Below are 17,705 nucleotides of genomic sequence, written 5' to 3'. Positions count from 1 at the left end.
TATGAGTAGAATGCGACCTCGCTTTTACGGGCAAGGGTGATTAGCTCAGCTGGGAGAGCATCTGCCTTACAAGCAGAGGGTCGGCGGTTCGATCCCGTCATCACCCACCAATTACTTTGAGTAATTGTTACCGTAAAAACGAGCGATTTAGGAAGTGGACTGGTAGTTCAGTTGGTTAGAATACCGGCCTGTCACGCCGGGGGTCGCGGGTTCGAGTCCCGTCCAGTCCGCCATTTTCTTAAATCAAAATGGGTGATTAGCTCAGCTGGGAGAGCATCTGCCTTACAAGCAGAGGGTCGGCGGTTCGATCCCGTCATCACCCACCACTACCTCAAAGTGGTTAAACATTGTGACTTATGCGGACTGGTAGTTCAGTTGGTTAGAATACCGGCCTGTCACGCCGGGGGTCGCGGGTTCGAGTCCCGTCCAGTCCGCCATCTTCTTATAAGAAGTAAAATTATATTGCGAACTATATTGGCTCACGGCGAGTCCTCGGAATGCCGCCCAATCCAGTACGCCATCTTCTCAGAGATGTAAAACTTTTGGGTGATTAGCTCAGCTGGGAGAGCATCTGCCTTACAAGCAGAGGGTCGGCGGTTCGATCCCGTCATCACCCACCACTACCTCAAAGTGGTTAAATAATGTGACTTATGCGGACTGGTAGTTCAGTTGGTTAGAATACCGGCCTGTCACGCCGGGGGTCGCGGGTTCGAGTCCCGTCCAGTCCGCCATTTCTTATCTATATCCTATTATCATTTCTTAAATTCAAATCCAGATTTCTTCTGTTGATTCGATATTTGTCATCTGCTGTTCATCTACTTACGTTATTGTTTTTTCGATCCGGTTTGTGCAATCAATGGATTCTGATCAGATTCACTTTGTTGACCAACAAGTCAAATTCGTTATGATTAGCAAACTGGCATAAGTGATGCTTTGTTAAGTATGACAAACCATTGTCAGAAGTTCAGAAACGGAGACTGAACTGCAAGATACTGAGGAAAAGAAGGAGGACATTATGTCTGATTATATTGAAGATCTGCTGGATGTCGCATACGACGATTACGAAGACGACATCGACGACGCAGTTGAGCTGTAACCCAGCCAAACCGGAATCGCGTATCAATGACTGCGATTCCGGAAAACTTCTCTGAAACGACCGGGCGCCTGCCCGGTCCATCGTTTAAAGGCCCGCTGAAACGCCGCCGTTGAGCCAAATCCCAGCAAATAGGCAATCTCTCCCAGCGTTAACGACGTATCCCGCACATAACTGACCGCCAGGTCACGCCGGGTATCATTCATCACCTGCTGAAAGCTGATACCCTCTCCCGTGAGCCGTCGGCGAATAGTCCAGGGAGGCATATTGAGGCGCTGACTCACATCTTCCAGGGTTGGCGTTTTTCCTTTGAGCAAGGGGCCTATTGCCCGCTCGATCACTTCCCGGAAACTCAACCCTAAGCGAACACGCTCCAATTCACGCTCTGCCAATTGTTTTAAGCCATGATAGGTTGATGCACAACGATGCACCAACGGCAGTGACAGCGCCCAATCGTGGATCACAACGGCATTACGCTCTGCGCCAAACTGAACATCACAATCGAAATATTGCGAATAGCGTTCAACATAGTCCGGCGCATCAAATTCAAACTCCACTCGCTGCAATAAATCCCGACGTCCGGATAACCACTCCAGCATGCAAGCCCAACCGGCCAACACCGAATCCACAACAAACAGGTTGTACTCATTGTATGGACTGATTGAATAAAAGTTGGCAACACCCTGACCGCCTTCAAGAAAGAACTGCGAACGCCCACGGGCATTAAAGCTAGATAACAACTCGAACTCGGTAATGGCAGCACACGCCGTTTTGATATCCGGAGCCGTCTGCGCTACCAACCCCGCCAACCCCAGCGTTCCGGGCGATGTCAGGCGGCCCATTTCGAGACCCAACCAAGGCACCTGATGCGCCTCAATACAGGCGTGGCCCAGCCGCATAAAGCGGGGAATGCTGATGCGCGCATCGGGTGAATTCAACTTCACTTCATCAAGCTGGTATTGATCAAACTGCGCTGCCGGACTACCTCCCAGTGATTCCACTGCTCGGCCCATCACCTCAACAATGGCAACCGAGACATCACCCAGCTTCATAATTAATGCTCTTCATTTTAAGCCTAACCCCAAGCCCAAGCATCAACACCAAGCTCAGGCATCAAACTCAGGCACCAAACTCAGGCACCAAACTCAGGCACCAAACTCAGGCACCAAACTCAGGCACCAAACTCAGGCACCAAACTCAGGCACCAAACTCAGGCACCAGGCTCAGGCATCAAAACCGTCATCAGAAGAACGGTCCGAACTTGTGTGCTCCTGGTAGTCTTGCTTCTCATCCAGGTTCTTATCACCCTGCCCTTCATCATAAAAGTGCTGCAAAAACTGATACGATAACGACAGCATCACCAGACCAACCAGTGTCGTCAGGTACACACCAAATGCCGCAATATAGTTAAACAAACCAATCGAATCGGCAATCGCAAAGGCCAACCAGAAAGGCGCTGACATCACAATAGGCACCACCCAAACCACCACAACCAGCCGACTGCCATTACCCTGGCTCATACTCCAAGCGCGACTCAGCGGAGAACGCTGACCCAGTGCAACTTCTGGCAATGTGATCGACAAACGCGACCAAACGTATAAAACCACCATAATGGCCAGTGCGACGGCCACAAAAACCCGCTCTTCACCAACCAGCGCCATCGTTCCCAGCATCAGAATAAAAAAGGCCACTGAGCACAGCACACCAATCTGAATACCACGCAGCAGATAGCTGAATTCATTGCGACCGAAGCGGTGAATCGCGTTTTTATTCCATTGTTCTTTCGGCAGTAACGTAAAACGGTGACAGGCTGTCGCCAATAAAATACTTAAGACCAGAGAACAGAGCATAAAAATCAGTTGCTCCGGTTCAAATGTGACCATTTCTTCGTTTTCAGCCGCGGCAAAAAAGTGCTGAGTCGCCCAGTCGATCGCAGAGAGCAATAACAAAGCGGGCAAAAACATCTGAATCACATCGCGGCGCTTACTCCACAGTAAATCAATGGCTTCTTTGACAATATCCACCACCGGCAATTCAGCATCCAGACCTAGACGACTTTTCATTCCATTCCTCAGAGGTTTATTCAGTAAATTCAGGGCATAAAAAAAGCGGTGTTATCTTAATGCTTAGTGCATCAAGCGAACACCGCTTTTTGATCAGCTTGCGATTAACCTGCTGGAGGTACCACACCATGCTGATTAGCATGACGCTTACGGATACGCTCTGGACTTAACAGGAAGTGTGCCAGTGCTGGCAACAGAACCAGTGCACCCAGCATGTTCCACAGGAACATAAAGGTCAGCAGGATACCCATATCGGCCTGGAACTTAATCGGAGAGAAAATCCAGGTCGCCACACCAATCGCCAGTGTCACACCGGTGAAGCTCACCGCCTTACCCGTTGATTTCAGAGTTTCCAGGAAAGACTCCTGCAGCGACTTACCAGCAATAATCATCACTTCTAAGCGGCTGTAGATATAGATACCGTAATCCACACCAATACCCACACCCAGCGCAATCACCGGCAATGTAGCCACTTTTACACCAATGCCTAACCAGGTCATCAGCGCCTGACTCAGAATAGAAGTCAGTGCCAGTGGAATAATGATACAAGCAACGGCCGGCAATGAGCGGAAGGTTGCGAAACACAGCACAAACACCACCACGTAAACAAAGATCAGCATGGTGTTCTGAGCGTCACCAATTACCTGGTTGGTGGCTGCTTCGATACCAGCATTACCGGAAGCCAGCTGGAAACGAACCGGTACAGAATCAATTTCACCATCAGCAATGGCCTGATCAATCTGATCGATGGTGTAGCTGAAGTACTTCTGATCCACACTGTCGTCGTAATCCGCTTTGAAAGCTTCGACTGCCTGAACGGCTGTTTCCAGCGTTTCAGCTTTATGGTCATTCAGGTACACAATTACGGGTGCCATTGAACACTCAGCATTCAGTAACGAGCTTGGCGCACGCTGAATGGAAGTATTCAGAATAGTTTGGTTACGTGACAGTGAAGACCAGTTCAGGTTGCCTTCGTTCATCGCTTTGGTCACCAGCTTGGAAACGGTCACCAGAGACGTGGTTGATTGCACGCCCGGAACGTTTTCCATATGCCACATAAAGCGGTCAACGGCGTCCATTACTTTATAAGCGTTACACTGCTCTTTAGCCGTCTCAACCATCACAACCAGTAAATCTGAGCTGGTTGAGTAGTTGCTAACCATAAAGTCGTTATCCAGGTTGTAACGGGAGTCTGCACGCAGCTCCGGCGCACCTTTATCCAGGTCACCGATTTTCAGATCCTGACTGACGAAGTAACCACCAATAGCCATCGCAATAGCAATAGCAATCGGGAAAGGTGCCACTTTAGCGGAAGCAAAGTGAGACAAGACTTTCCATAATTTAGGCTCAGACTTTTCAGTTTTCTCAGCGTGACGAATACCGCTCTGGCTGATACCAATGTAAGACATCACAATCGGCAGCAGAATCAGGTTGGTGACAATAATCATGGCAACACCCACAGACGCAGCAATTGCCAGTTCCTGAATCACACCGATATCAATGAACAACAGCGTCAGGAAGCCCATACCATCACTTAACAGTGCCAACATGCCCGGAACATACAAACCACGGAACGCCTTACGTGCCGCCATCAGTTTGTTTTCACCCTTACCGGCTTCAATCGCAATACCGGAGATAATCTGAACGGCATGACTGATACCAATCGCAAACACCAGGAACGGAACCAGTACTGAGTACAGGTCGATGGTGTAACCCATCAGTGCCAGTGCACCTAACTGCCAGATAACAGCAACCAGAGAAGCCAGAATCGGAACAATGGTGCCGCGGATACAGCGGGAATACAGGAATAAAAGAACAAAAGTTGCGATTGCCGCTGCCAGGAAGAAGAAACCAATCTTCACCGCACCATCTAACAGGTCACCCAGTTTTTTCGGGGTACCGGTGATATAAATACGATACTTATCATTGCCGTATTTAGCGCGGATCTTTTCTTCCAGATCGTGAGAGAACTGCTGGTAGTTCAGCTTTTCACCGGTTTCCGGATCTTTTTCGATCAGCGGCACATCAATAATGGAAGAACGGAAGTCGTTCGCCACCAAGCGACCAACCTGACCGGATTTCAGTACGTTCTGACGAACCTTTTCAAGACTTTCAGCGTCGCCACTGTAAGTACTCGGGATTACCGGGCCGCCCTGGAAGCCTTCTTCAGTCACTTCCGTCCAACGCGTGTTTGGCGTCCATAAAGACTGCATCGCAGAACGGTCAACACCAGGAACAAAGAACACGTCATCGTTGATTTTACTCAACGTTTCCATGTATTCCTTGGTAAAGATTTCACCTTCAGTGGCTTCGACAGAAATTTTGACGTTGGCCACGCCGCTGTTCAGGGAATCTTTATGCACCAGGAAGTTCTGGATGTACTCATGATTCAGCGGAATGTATTTTTCAATACTGGAATCTAACCGTACCTTGGTTAAGCCATAGGCAAAAACAGCGGTCAGCGCTGCCAGAATGATTAATACCAGGAAGCGATTGTTAAAGAACAAACGCTCCAGCATAGGTTCGGTTTCAGGAGACAGAATAAAGTGCTCTGGCTCCGAGGAAAAATGATGCTTTTGTTCAGACATGATCAGAAATCTCCCGCAGCCATACTAATACTTTGATCCATTAATTCACCCTTAGCGTTCAGACGCTGAACGCCTGCTTCACCAACAATGACAAAACTACCATCGCTGGCTTCAACTGCTGCCGCAGAAGCTTTACGCCCGGCAAGAATCAAGGTACGACTGTTTTTTAATGACTGATCAAACAAAATGACAGAACCGGCATTGCCGACTAATAAGGTGTTTTTACGGCCAACATAACCAGATAACAAGGTCTGTTCGCTACCGGTCTCCAGTTCGTTCCAGGTGATACCACCGTCAGCTGAGCTGAATACGTGACCACGCAGACCAAATAGCAATTGCTGCTCACCAGCATTGACTAAGCCAAACAGAGAACCTTCATAAGGAGATGGGGTACGGCGCCAGGTTTTGCCCAGATCATCAGAACGCATCACCAGACCCATTTCACCGACAACCACCAGAGAACGATTACCAACCAGAGAGATACCGTTCAGGTGTAAACGCTCTGGGTTTGGCATACGCGCTGACACATCAACCCAGCTTTTGCCGCCATTGTCGGTGTAGAAGAACATACCGTAGGCACCAATGGCATAACCACGTTTAGCGTCGTAGAACCACACATCCAAAAACGGCTTGGTTGAACCGGTTTCTTCATCATATTCAGCGTCTTCGCGCGAGTAAGTAGCTTCCTCAAGCGCCATTTCAGCTTCTTCAATGGCAACATCATCAGCGGCTGCCTGTGCCTGTGTCAGCGCATCCGCTAATGCGTCTTCTTTTTCTTTAGCCGCAATCACAATGGCTTTGTTGGCCTTGTAACCATCAAACTCACGACTCCAGTTTTGGCCGCCGTCTTTTGTTACCAGAATCACGCCATCGTGGCCAACTGCCCAACCGGCTTCAGGAGATGCAAAATACACCGCCGTCAGCGTTACACTGACCGGCACTTTACCCTGATTCCAGCTGCTGCCATTGTCATCGGAATAAATCACATGACCATGACTACCAACCGCTACTAAGCGATCACCGGCACGGGTAATATCCAGCAATAGAGTCTGATGCGCTTTGGCAGTGGATGCCGAAGGTGTTTCAAGCGGGTCTTGCCAGCCAGCCTGAGCAAACTGGGCAATAAACAGGGTCAGAATAACCAGCATCCGGCGAGTAGCGGCGAAGCCACCAGCTTTTACGCCTGATTGTGGTCGTCCCAAACTAAATAACATAAGTAGCTCCGTTTTTTATACTAATGTCGGAAGGCGGCTAGTCTAGCCGACACATTTGTTAATGACTAACTTCAGCATGTTACAAAATGTTAACACATCACCGTGCTGTAACAGCCTCCCCTGAAGCGCATCTTATATAAAAACGGATGGCTTATTGCCATCCGTTTTTATCACCCAAATTAACGTCGACCTCGTCGGCGCAACTCCGACGGCGTGAAATAACGCTCACCCGGTGGCTTCTGGCTGAAATCAATAGTTGCTTTCTCTTCGCTGTCCATTCCCTGAACGTGATAGCGTTTTGCTTTCAGATCATGGAAAACATCCAGCGTGGTCCAGGTCACCGGTAATTCATAATAGGTTTTCAGGTACGCCAGACTGACGCGCCATAAATCTCCAGCGGCATCGTATTGATCAATGGCCACTGCTCCCCAGGTATCTTCATCCAGAAAGAAACGACGCTTATGATATACATGACGCACACCGTCTTTTAACGTTGCCTCAACCACCCATACCCGGTGTTTTTCATAACGTGTGTAATCCGGGTTGATATGCCCCGGCTGCAGCACATCGTCGTATTTGGCTTGATTTGAGCTCAGCTTATAATTGTTATAGGGAATATAGATTTCTTTTTTGCCCACCAATTTCCAGTTATAGCGATCCGGTGAGCCGTTATACATATCGGTATCATCGGCATAACGCAGGCCATCAGCAGCGGCAATCGGAGTATCGTATGCCAGGTTCGGTGCCCGGCGAACACGGCGCTGACCGGCATTATAACCCCAGGACTGACGTGCTTCGTCAACCTGATTGAGGGTTTCATGCACTAATACAGCGCCACCCGCCAGTCGTGCTGGCGCTTTGGTCAGTGACTGGTAATAAAACAGAATATTATCCAGATCATCGACAGTGCGATCCGGGCGATAGTAGTTAAATTCAACGTTCTGCTGCACGGTTACCAGTGAATAATCACCATCGGTATGTACTGCCACTTCTGACGAACGACGTGACAGGTACACTCCCCGCCAGCGGGTAATGTGATTCCAGATAGCTTCTAAGCCATTTTTGGCAATCGGGAACGGGATACCACCATAGGCATACAATAAACCGTTACCATTTTCAGCCAGCTCAGCCCGTAAGGCATTTTTGTAGATATTGTCGTATACCCACTCAGGTGCGGCCGCGGTACGACGGGTTTTATAGATCGGCATCCGGAAGGTATCCGGATAGGTTTTGAATAAGCCTTTCTGGCCGTCGGTCAGGAATTGTTCGTATTGCTGCATGTTAGCAGCGGTAATCACAAACAATGGCTGATCATCAGAGAAAGGGTCAGGGTGATGCTGGCCAACTTCGGAATAACCGGCTGGCGGTAAACTCAGACCACCACGCCAGGCTGGAATATCACCGGTTTTATTGCCAGCGCGTTCTGCGCCCATTGGCGTCAGTTCCCCTTTCAGACGCTCGGCTTCTTTAACTGATACAGCCCCCATAGCAGAAGATGCTGCCAAAGACAGTGCAAGTGCACTTGTCGCGATCCAATTATTTTTCTTCATTTTGCGACCTCAACGACACCGCTTATACGGTTTATTTTCGTCCAAGCATAAAGAATTATGACTTTATGCTCAAACCAAACTCTTACTGACAACTTCGTAGACGTCTTTTGACAAATCCGATTGGGCCATAATCCGTTCTAATTCTGCTTTCATTTGTTGCCCTTGTTGCGGGATAAGCCGCTTCCATTTTGTCAGTGGTGCCAATAAACGCGCCGCAATCTGGGGGTTTGAAGCATTCAGCCGAATCACCGCATCGGCCAGCAGGCGGTAACCCGAGCCATCGATAGCATGAAAATGACACAACGCCTGATTGGCAAAGGCGCCAATCACCGAGCGAACTTTATTCGGATTGCGCCAATCAAAAGCGTCGTGTTGCAGCAACGTCGTCACAAACTCAGCATTGGCCAGTTGTGATGAACCCGCCTGAGCAGCCAGCCACTGATTCACCACCAGCACATCATCCTGCCATTGCTGATAAAAACGCTGCAGATAATCTTCTGCCAATGCCAGCTCACCACTGTTGATCAGTGTCACAAGCGCTGCCATCTGATCCGTCATATTGTCGGCTTGCTGATATTGCTGCTGTGCCTGCTGCACACCGTCAGCATCCGCCAGCGCCCAATAGCTCAAGGCCAGATTTTTCAATGCCCGGGCTGACATCTGGCGTGGTTCCGGAGCATAAGCAACAGCGGCTGATAAACGCTGATACACAGCTTTAAAGTCAGTAACCAGAGCCTGGGCCAGTGTTTCACGTACCTGTTTACGCGCCTGATAAATCGCCTGAGGATCAATCTCCGAGGAGAACTCGGCGATATACGACTCAGATGGCAAGGTCAGCAAATACGCCACCATGGCCGGATCCAGCGCCGGATCCAACAACAAAGAACGTAATGCCTGCTCAGCCGCCAAATCCAGAGTAAAGTCCCCCGCCATGGCGTTCTCAACCCAATGCAACATCAGCCGCTGACCGGCATCCCAACGATTAAACCCATCGCTATCGTGCTGCAACAGGAACAACAACTCATCCCGGCTTTGATCAAATTCCACCTTCACTGGCGCGGAGAAATCACGGAACAGTGAAACCACCGGCTGCTCAGCAACATTGGAGAACACAAAGGTCTGCTCAGCTTCAGTCAAATGTAACACCTGACTCGCTTGGGTCCATGCCGCTGCCGGTTCAACCACAATAGGTAAGTCCTGACCACGGCTATCCAGCAACCCAAGCTGAACCGGAATCCACATCGGTTGTTTATCGGTTTGCCCCGGAGTATCCGGACAACGTTGCTTGAGGGTTAAAGACAACTGCTGCTGATCGGCATCGTATTCGCTTGAAACCGATACCACCGGCGTACCCGCCTGTTTGTACCAGCGTTTAAATAAGGTGAGATCAACGCCGTTGGCATCTTCCATCGCCTGAGTGAAATCATAAATGGTCACCGCCTGACCATCATGACGGTCAAAATACAGATCCGAACCTTTGCGGAAGCCGTCATTGCCAAGAATTTTGCGCTGCATCCCCACTACTTCAGCACCTTTTTCATAAATCGTAACGGTGTAGAAGTTGGAAATTTCGATAAAAGAATCCGGTTGTACCGGGTGCGCCATGGGGCCGGCATCTTCAGCAAACTGCACCGTACGCATAATACGGGCGTCTTCGATACGCTTCACCGTGGCCGAATTCATATCGGCGGAGAAACAGGCATCACGAAAAACGGTAAAACCTTCTTTTAAACTCAGTTGGAACCAGTCACGGCAGGTCACCCGGTTGCCCGACCAGTTGTGGAAATATTCATGCGCGACAATGGCTTCAATGCGCTGATAAGCAGCATCGGTCGCCGTCGCAGGATTGGCCAACACACAAGAAGAATTAAAGATATTGAGCCCTTTGTTTTCCATTGCCCCCATGTTGAAGTCATCAACCGCGACAATCATAAAGATATCCAGATCGTATTCCCGACCATAGCGCTCTTCGTCCCACTTCATGGAGCGTTTTAACGCATCCAGTGCGTAGTCCGTTTTGTCGATATTTTGTGGCTCAACAAAAATTTTCAGCGCCACTTCGCGACCCGACATCGTGGTAAAAGTATCTTCTTTAACCTGCAAATCACCGGCAACTAACGCAAATAAATACGCCGGTTTTTTATGTGGGTCATTCCAGCTGACTTGCTTCGTGCCATTAGCCAGCGTTTGCTCTGCAATCAGATTGCCGTTCGATAACAACACCGGATACTGAGCCGCATCGGCAATAATATGGGTAGTAAACACCGACATCACATCCGGGCGATCCAGATAATAGGTGATACGGCGGAAACCTTCGGCCTCGCACTGGGTGCAATACATAGAACCCGACTGATACAGGCCTTCCAGTGCAGTATTTTTATGAGGATAAATGCGCGTTTTAATGGTAACGACCGGATTTTCAGCCAGCCCTTGCAGCGTCAGTGACTCATCATCCAACTGATATTGATCGCCACTTTGCTCCACCCCATCAATCACAACCGATAATAATTCCAGCTCCTGACCATGTAATGTCAGGCTGCCATCCTGAGCAACGTCATCGTTACAGGTCAGCTGTAATTGTGACGTCACAAGCGTAAATTCCGCCTGCAATTCAAACGTCAGCTCAGTACGTTCAATCCAGTATGCAGGCTGCTGGTAATCTTTCAGGAAAATCGCTTGTGGTTGTGCATCACGCATGATGGCCTCGGAATATCTTGTTGCAATAATGCGTTGATATTACCTGTTCGCTATCTGGCTGACACCTGTTTTGCGGAAGGAAATCCGGGCAATTAACAAACTCCAAGAAAAAAGCGACCCGAAGGTCGCTTTTGAATGATTATGTTCAGACTGATAAATTAAAATGTAAACGATAAACCTGCCGATACCGCACCTTCCTCTTCATCAGCAAAGGCAACGGCCAAGTCCAGATTAAGCAAATTAAACGGACTTAAGCCTAAACCAAAGGTCACGGTATTATCGAATGTATTTTCGAGATCGATCTGATAACCGGCACGCAGTTGCACCCAATCCCAGGCATTACCTTCAACTCCCAGGCTGATTAAGCGAGTATCATCATCCACATGGCTAAAGCGTTTTTGCTTAGTCACATCAATATCTAATGCCGCGGTAAAATAGTGACTGACATAAGATCCGCCCAGAGTCACTTGTGGCCCCAGTTCATATTCGTAATCATACAACTGAGTTTCTATTGTTTGCTTAAACAGATCTTTCACAACCGCAGCTACACGCCATTGGTCTTTATACCAGGTAGCCCCCAGATCGACATTTAAGGAAGACTCATGCACGGAGTTTTCATAAGTGATCAGATCCAGGTCGCCAAAATCCGGCGTTTCAACATAGGTAAATAAACGCTGATATTTAGGCGAAACACCCAGAGAGAACTGATGGTTGTTATAGGTAAAATTCTTGGCAAGTGAAGCGCCGTATTCGTAATACTCAAAGGCAGTTGTCAGGTGATTGGATGAATCATAGCGAAGCTCTGCTGCCTGCTCGCCAGCCCCCAGCTGCGGCAGAACCTGATTAATATTAATCGCCTCACCATAACGTCGACCAAAGAAATTAGCTGATATTCCCTGCTCCGAAAATAGTCCTGGAATCGCAACAGCAAAACCATAGGTTGCAGTAACTGAAGCTTCTTTCTCACCTGCCAGGTCATTTAAACCGGCATTCAGTTCATCAATAGTTTCTTGCGAAGCGGAGCCATTAACAACCTGTTCAAATTTGAAGTCTTCATAAGTGTCAAACAGTGCATCTGAAGCATCGGTCACTTCGTCATCATCACGCTCACCCGCACCAATAACGGGTAGCATCAGACGAACATCGGCTGATTCAGCATGATTGGCAACCAGAGAAGGGTTATAAAAAGGAGCCGCTAAATAGTTAGCACTGGAGACCCCAGTAAAACCCATACCATTACCTCGACTATCGGCCACCTGAATGGCCGCCAGTGATGCGGAGCTGGCCATTAGGCCACTAATCACCAAGCATAGTTTGTGTTTCATCAACATAGCGCGCTTCCCTTACGTTATAAAAAACAGCCATGCTACTCAGACATCGGATTATAAATATGCAATTCCCGCAAAACCGTTCTGAAGCCACAAAAAAGGCCGCTCAGCAGCGGCCTTTTTACAAAGTTTAATCATCTGCTTTTACGAAAAGCTGACAGACACGGAATAAGAAGTGAATTTACGGATATTAATCACTCCGCTGTCCAATATTAAATATTGACCTTTAATACCTTCTAACTTTCCTTCCACTAGCGGATTTTTATCCAAATTAAAACTGGTGATTTTGGCTGGAAACTGCTCAACCGGGAATTCAAAAGCATACGCCGCGGTGTCGTATAACAGCTCGATATCACCCGGGTTTTCATTAGCAATGATCGAGTTTAGTTGTGGACTGAATAAATCAAACAATCGATCCCGCTCGGCTTCTAAATCCACCGCCTCAGCATTGCCTTTTAACATGGCCCGCCAGTTGGTTTTATCAGCAATATCCTGCCGCAGACAGTCTTCAATCAAACCCGACTGTTTGCGTGTTGCCACCCGGGCAACCGGTAAGGCCTGAGTCGCTCCTTGATCCAGCCAACGCACTGGCACCTGAGTTGCCCGGGTAATGCCTACTTTAACGCCGGATGAGTTTGCCAGATAGACAATATGTTCGTTAAAACACACCTGTTTCGCCCACTCTGGTTCACGACAGGTACCCAGATGGAAATGGCATTTTTCCGGGCTCATCATGCAGGAGTCACACTGCGCCAGTTTGCTGAAACAGGGGTAACAATAGCCCTGACCAAAGCTTTTTTTGCTCTTACGACCACAGTGGCAGCAGTGAATATCACCCACGTATTCCAAGCGGATGGTTTTACCAATAAAGGGAGTTAAAGGAATAGCTTGTTGATCGAGAATCAGATCGTATTGCACTCTATCCGCACAACGATCCGCACAACTATCTGCGCCACTTTCAGACGGCACCGCACGGGCCGCCATCTTTTGCAGATGGCCGCTGAATTCACTCATATTAAAAGTCCTCTGACCCGGATTACTGAAGCGTCAGAGTTTGGGTATCGTCATCACCTTTCGATGATTTACAACCACCGTCAATGTAACCCACACGCTGATCAGCAGGTACATCGTGGCTGTTTTCATAATGCAGAATGGCTTCCATGCACAGCTCCCGTTGCCCGTCTTTCAGCTGAATACCATTAGGCCAGCGGCCGGTGGCAACGGCATTTTTCAGATTTTCATACACTTCGGGCGTTAAAGATTGGATCAGTTGATCTAACGTCATGGAATCTCTCGTTTCATCAATTGTCTCTGCTTATCAAGCGTCTATTTATCAAGCATTTAGTCTTGTACAGAGTCATCGTTCTTTTAAGTATTTGATTGTAAGGCGCTATTTGCAGGCCAGACAAAGGCACATAATAACCCAGCCAGCAGGCCACCAAAATGGGCACCATGGGCAGTGCCACTCAATCCGGGGACGATGGTATCTCCCATCAGAGTCAGCAACAGCCAACCCACCATGATCGGCAGTAAAGCAGACGGCAGTTGATACGGCAGCTGTAACCGACGCTGACGGCTGGCAACCCAGGCCAGCATACCTAAGGTCACACCGGAAGCACCACCAAAACCGGGCCCGGCGTACCACCATTGGGCGGCATTGCCAAACACACCACAGATCAGAATCACACTGATTAAGGCAAACTTACCATCAATACGTTCAATCCGGCGCGCCAGCAGCCACCACCAGAACATATTCATCAGGATATGCATCACTGAGAAATGCAGCAGTGTTGGCCGCCATAATTGCCAGAGCCCCATCTCCACATACGCGCTGAGAGCAAACCTTTGCTGTGGCCACAGCGATTCACCCAGTAACAACCACTGGCCCCAGTCAGAACTGATATACATCCAGCAGAACACTGCAACAAACAGCGGGATAAACAAGGTGGCCAGCGGCGCTTCGACAATCGTCAACAGACCTTTCATAACACCGGAGCCAGCGGCGGAATCAGGAATCAGATCAGCCTGGTCTAACTGATTGTTTTGCCATTCGTCGAGCCAGACTTTCACCTGCGCCAGGTCGCTTTCCCGGGCCAGCAGCAAACATTGTTTGCCGTTTTGTACCACCACCCGATGGGGGATTTTATTGGCCCATAAGCGTTGGGTCAGTGGTGATAAATTCACCTTAGGGTCAGCCACTAAAGCCAGTAACGGGTCGTGTGAAGAAGTCATTGCGTTCACCTGTGCGCACTAGCGCTCACTTTTCTCGACCCGCATCCAGGTAAATTTACCCGGTTGAAGGTGATGTTCGGTGTCCATGCGGTAGGCTACTAAACGACCATATTTCACCGCACTGTAATCAAGGCAAGCGATATTGGGCACAATCGGGGCTGGTATACCCCACATCCAGTAATGACCAATAAACAGTGGCTTTTCATCCGGGCCATAAAACAGCAGCTGTTGTTTTTCCTGTTCCGACAGCTGGGCGTGTTGAATATCTTCTGGCAGAGGGTCGGGCTGGAACACCACGTCGCTGTAACGTTGTGGTGTATCGGCCCAGAACTTGGTGCGGAAGAATTGACGCTTCATACCATCTTTAGCGGTCATCGAACGGCCATCCGGTAACTTCAGCGATGTGCCACGCAAGGTGCGATCAAGGAATTTATAAATAAACGAGCTGGTATCAACGGATTCTGCCAGCATGCCTTTGTGCATCTGGTTGCCACCATAACGGGCAATAAACTCATCAATCATCGCCTGATCCCAGCAGGCATGCACTACACGAAAGTGATCAAACTCCTGAAACAGCGGCAGCTCAACAAACCAATCAAGGAAATCATTAAAATCGTGAGGATGATTGGCAAACTGCTCGACGGTTTGCTCGACAATAAAAGTATTACGTTTGGTGTGTGGCCGTAAAAAAGGCTGGCGCATTCCAGCTGGTGCTTCGGTGCAGTAGGTCACAACATTGTATTCATGATTGCCCATCACAATTTCGGCGTGGCCGTTGTCGACCATGTCGCGCACGATATGACAGGCCAGACGAATATTAGGCCCACGATCGACAATATCCCCAAGAAACACCACTTTGCGTCTGGGGTGCTGGTAAACACCGTTTTTCTTGCTGTAACCCATTTGTTCCAGCAAGTGAATAAGCGTGTTACCACAACCGTGAATATCACCAATTAAGTCGTAACCCTGATGCATAAAATCAGTCTCCCAGGTTACTGGCCCAGCCTAATTTGGTACGGCAGATTTCATAGAAGTTGTGACCTTTAGGGTGGATCAGCTTCAGCTTGTGGGATTTTTTACGAATGGTAATGGCATCGCCCGGTGCGCAAGACACATGGTTCTGACCATCACAGCTGATGGTTGGATAAATATCCTGCTCAGCATTCACCACAATTTTAATTTCACTTTTGCCATCAACCACAATCGGACGGCTCGACAACGTGTGTGGGAACATCGGCACCAGTACCAGAGCATCGAGACGTGGGTGCATGATTGGCCCACCACCCGAGAGAGAATAAGCCGTTGAGCCGGTCGGGGTTGAAACAATCAGGCCATCGGAGCGCAGGCTATAAACAAACTGACCTTCGATATACAGATCAAACGCAATCATACGGGCCGATTTACCCGGGTGCAGTACCACATCGTTTAACGCGGAAGCTGAGCCAATTGGATTACCGTCACGTTTCACCTCGGCATCCAGCAGGAAGCGGCGCTCAACAATATATTCACCATCCAGCACATCCTGAACCGCATCCAACATGGTGTCATCCGGGCTGATATCGGTCAGAAAGCCCAAGCGGCCACGGTTAATACCCAGCACCGGGGTATTAAATTTTGCCAGCGCACGTGCGGCTCCCAGCAAACTGCCATCGCCACCCACCACAATCACCAGATCGCAGATTTCGCCCAGAATACTGACTTTGGAGGTTTGCATACCGTGCCCCGGCATCACTTCAGCAATACGATCTTCGAGAATCACGTGGTAACCCTCTTCCATCAGATAAGCTTTCAGGCGTTTGATGGTCTCAATCACTTTTTTGCTGTTCAGGCGGCCGATGATGCCAATATTGCGGAACTCTTCCATCTGCTTTTAACTCGTCGAAATCAGGTCGGTAAGGTATAACTGCGGGTTATACCATAGCTGACGCCAAAACGCTTCGGAGTCCTTTTTGTTTTCACGCTTACCTGATCCGGATCATCCTTATTTTTCATTACCTTGCCAGCATCAGAGAGATCTGGTCTGGAGTGTTTGTGGCCCAGCCTTATTGGATTGTGAGTGGTCACCCACCCAGCTGCCTGATGGCTTAACGCCGGAGGCGCACATCCCAGCATGGATTCACTCCATGGCGGAACCTGAGTTTCGCAGCACCCGCTTAGGACTGATGTTTGAAGAAATCTGGCATCAGTATTTACACCAAAGCAGTTGTTCATTTAGCGCCAACATTCAGGTTCAAAAAGGCAAAAAAACCTTAGGGGAATTGGACTTACTGGTAGAAACACTGACTCAACACTGGCATTTCGAATTGGCGTTAAAGTTTTATCTGGGGTTTGGTGAAGACTGGATTGGTCCGAACCGGCGCGATTATCTGGCCGATAAAATCCATCATACGGTGACCCGACAACTGCCTCTGGCGCGCAGCGAAGAAGCGCAACAACAGCTCCCTGCACACCTGAGCGGGCTGAATTCGATGGCGCTGATGCGTGGCTGTTTATTTCATCCGGCAGACGTTGGCATTACGGCGCAGCTTCCGCCCGAAGTGAATACTAACCACTGGCGCGGGTACTGGATTCATCAGTCTCAGGCGCGACAAATCCTGCCAGATTCACGTTGGTTTCTGTTGTCCAAACCGCAGTGGATCAGCCCGGCCTGCGTTGATTTCAGTGTTGATAAAGACACATTACTGGAGCATGCGGAGATTCACTTTAGGCATCTGGATACCGCGTTATGTGCCGTGGAAGTGGCTGAGAATCCGCAGGGAAAATGGTGTGAGCAGCAACGTTGGTTACTGATGCCGGATCATTGGCCAAATCAATCGTAGCGTCTGCCGCTAACAATCTTATACCTAACAACTTTGCCATCGATAAAATTTCAGCCGCCGCTCAGAAGGCACGTCCCTGTGCCTACTGAGCTACCGCAACATCCTGTTGCTGCTTTTGAAA

General features: G+C 49.0%; 13 protein-coding genes and 6 tRNA genes. 7 read left to right on the top strand and 12 right to left on the bottom strand.

Features of this window, described 5'->3' with window-relative positions:
• Positions 1 to 34: 34 nt before the first annotated feature.
• The 6 genes from ACO05E_RS13770 (at position 35) to ACO05E_RS13745 (ending at position 731) form a co-directional block, all read left to right on the top strand.
• Positions 35 to 110, top strand: a tRNA-Val gene (locus ACO05E_RS13770).
• A gap of 46 nt (positions 111 to 156) precedes the next feature.
• Positions 157 to 233, top strand: a tRNA-Asp gene (locus ACO05E_RS13765).
• 17 nt (positions 234 to 250) lie between these two features.
• Positions 251 to 326: transfer RNA gene (locus tag ACO05E_RS13760), tRNA-Val, on the top strand.
• 34 nt (positions 327 to 360) lie between these two features.
• Positions 361 to 437 (top strand) — tRNA-Asp (locus ACO05E_RS13755).
• A 107-nt stretch (positions 438 to 544) separates the two neighbouring features.
• Positions 545 to 620: transfer RNA gene (locus ACO05E_RS13750), tRNA-Val, on the top strand.
• 34 nt (positions 621 to 654) lie between these two features.
• Positions 655 to 731, top strand: a tRNA-Asp gene (locus ACO05E_RS13745).
• Positions 732 to 1,119: 388 nt separating this feature from the next.
• Here the strand turns inward: ACO05E_RS13745 and ACO05E_RS13740 are convergent.
• From ACO05E_RS13740 to ACO05E_RS13685, 12 genes are all read right to left on the bottom strand, one after another.
• The gene (locus tag ACO05E_RS13740) at positions 1,120 to 2,145 is read right to left on the bottom strand and encodes an AraC family transcriptional regulator (RefSeq protein WP_419813512.1); all 1,026 of its coding nucleotides are present in this window, start codon (positions 2,143 to 2,145) and stop codon (positions 1,120 to 1,122) included.
• A gap of 171 nt (positions 2,146 to 2,316) precedes the next feature.
• Positions 2,317 to 3,156, bottom strand: a complete 840-nt coding sequence (locus tag ACO05E_RS13735; protein ID WP_419813511.1) for a hypothetical protein — start codon at positions 3,154 to 3,156, stop codon at positions 2,317 to 2,319.
• 104 nt (positions 3,157 to 3,260) lie between these two features.
• Positions 3,261 to 5,744, bottom strand: a complete 2,484-nt coding sequence (locus ACO05E_RS13730; protein ID WP_419813510.1) for an efflux RND transporter permease subunit — start codon at positions 5,742 to 5,744, stop codon at positions 3,261 to 3,263.
• Positions 5,745 to 5,746: 2 nt separating this feature from the next.
• The gene (locus tag ACO05E_RS13725) at positions 5,747 to 6,958 is read right to left on the bottom strand and encodes a WD40/YVTN/BNR-like repeat-containing protein (protein ID WP_419813509.1); all 1,212 of its coding nucleotides are present in this window, start codon (positions 6,956 to 6,958) and stop codon (positions 5,747 to 5,749) included.
• Positions 6,959 to 7,137: 179 nt separating this feature from the next.
• Entirely contained in the window at positions 7,138 to 8,508 is a 1,371-nt protein-coding gene (locus ACO05E_RS13720; RefSeq protein ID WP_419813508.1) for a DUF1329 domain-containing protein, read from the bottom strand.
• Positions 8,509 to 8,577: 69 nt separating this feature from the next.
• Entirely contained in the window at positions 8,578 to 11,205 is a 2,628-nt protein-coding gene (pepN, locus tag ACO05E_RS13715) for an aminopeptidase N (RefSeq protein WP_419813507.1), read from the bottom strand.
• Between the two features lie 158 nt (positions 11,206 to 11,363).
• Positions 11,364 to 12,536: a conjugal transfer protein TraF gene (locus tag ACO05E_RS13710; RefSeq protein ID WP_419813506.1), complete on the bottom strand. Its 1,173-nt coding sequence runs from the start codon at positions 12,534 to 12,536 to the stop codon at positions 11,364 to 11,366.
• A 141-nt stretch (positions 12,537 to 12,677) separates the two neighbouring features.
• Positions 12,678 to 13,547: a DUF2797 domain-containing protein gene (locus ACO05E_RS13705; protein WP_419813505.1), complete on the bottom strand. Its 870-nt coding sequence runs from the start codon at positions 13,545 to 13,547 to the stop codon at positions 12,678 to 12,680.
• A gap of 22 nt (positions 13,548 to 13,569) precedes the next feature.
• Complete coding sequence (locus tag ACO05E_RS13700) at positions 13,570 to 13,818, bottom strand: YeaC family protein (RefSeq protein ID WP_419813504.1); 249 nt, start codon at positions 13,816 to 13,818, stop codon at positions 13,570 to 13,572.
• An 83-nt stretch (positions 13,819 to 13,901) separates the two neighbouring features.
• Positions 13,902 to 14,765 (bottom strand): rhomboid family intramembrane serine protease, encoded by an 864-nt coding sequence (locus tag ACO05E_RS13695; RefSeq protein WP_419813503.1) that lies wholly within the window; start codon positions 14,763 to 14,765, stop codon positions 13,902 to 13,904.
• Between the two features lie 18 nt (positions 14,766 to 14,783).
• The gene (locus ACO05E_RS13690) at positions 14,784 to 15,740 is read right to left on the bottom strand and encodes a metallophosphoesterase (protein ID WP_419813502.1); all 957 of its coding nucleotides are present in this window, start codon (positions 15,738 to 15,740) and stop codon (positions 14,784 to 14,786) included.
• Positions 15,741 to 15,744: 4 nt separating this feature from the next.
• Positions 15,745 to 16,629 carry an NAD(+) kinase gene (locus ACO05E_RS13685; RefSeq protein ID WP_419813501.1) on the bottom strand — a complete coding sequence of 295 codons (885 nt, stop codon included), beginning with the start codon at positions 16,627 to 16,629 and terminating at the stop codon, positions 15,745 to 15,747.
• Positions 16,630 to 16,714: 85 nt separating this feature from the next.
• Between ACO05E_RS13685 and ACO05E_RS13680 the strand changes: the two genes are divergently transcribed.
• Positions 16,715 to 17,584: a DUF1853 family protein gene (locus ACO05E_RS13680; protein ID WP_419813500.1), complete on the top strand. Its 870-nt coding sequence runs from the start codon at positions 16,715 to 16,717 to the stop codon at positions 17,582 to 17,584.
• Positions 17,585 to 17,705: the final 121 nt, after the last annotated feature.

It is taken from the genome of Bacterioplanoides sp., from assembly GCF_965226395.1.
Lineage (GTDB): Bacteria > Pseudomonadota > Gammaproteobacteria > Pseudomonadales > Oceanobacteraceae > Bacterioplanoides.
The sequence above is the reverse complement of the archived record's forward strand: the minus strand, read 5'-3'. Positions and strand labels throughout refer to the sequence as shown.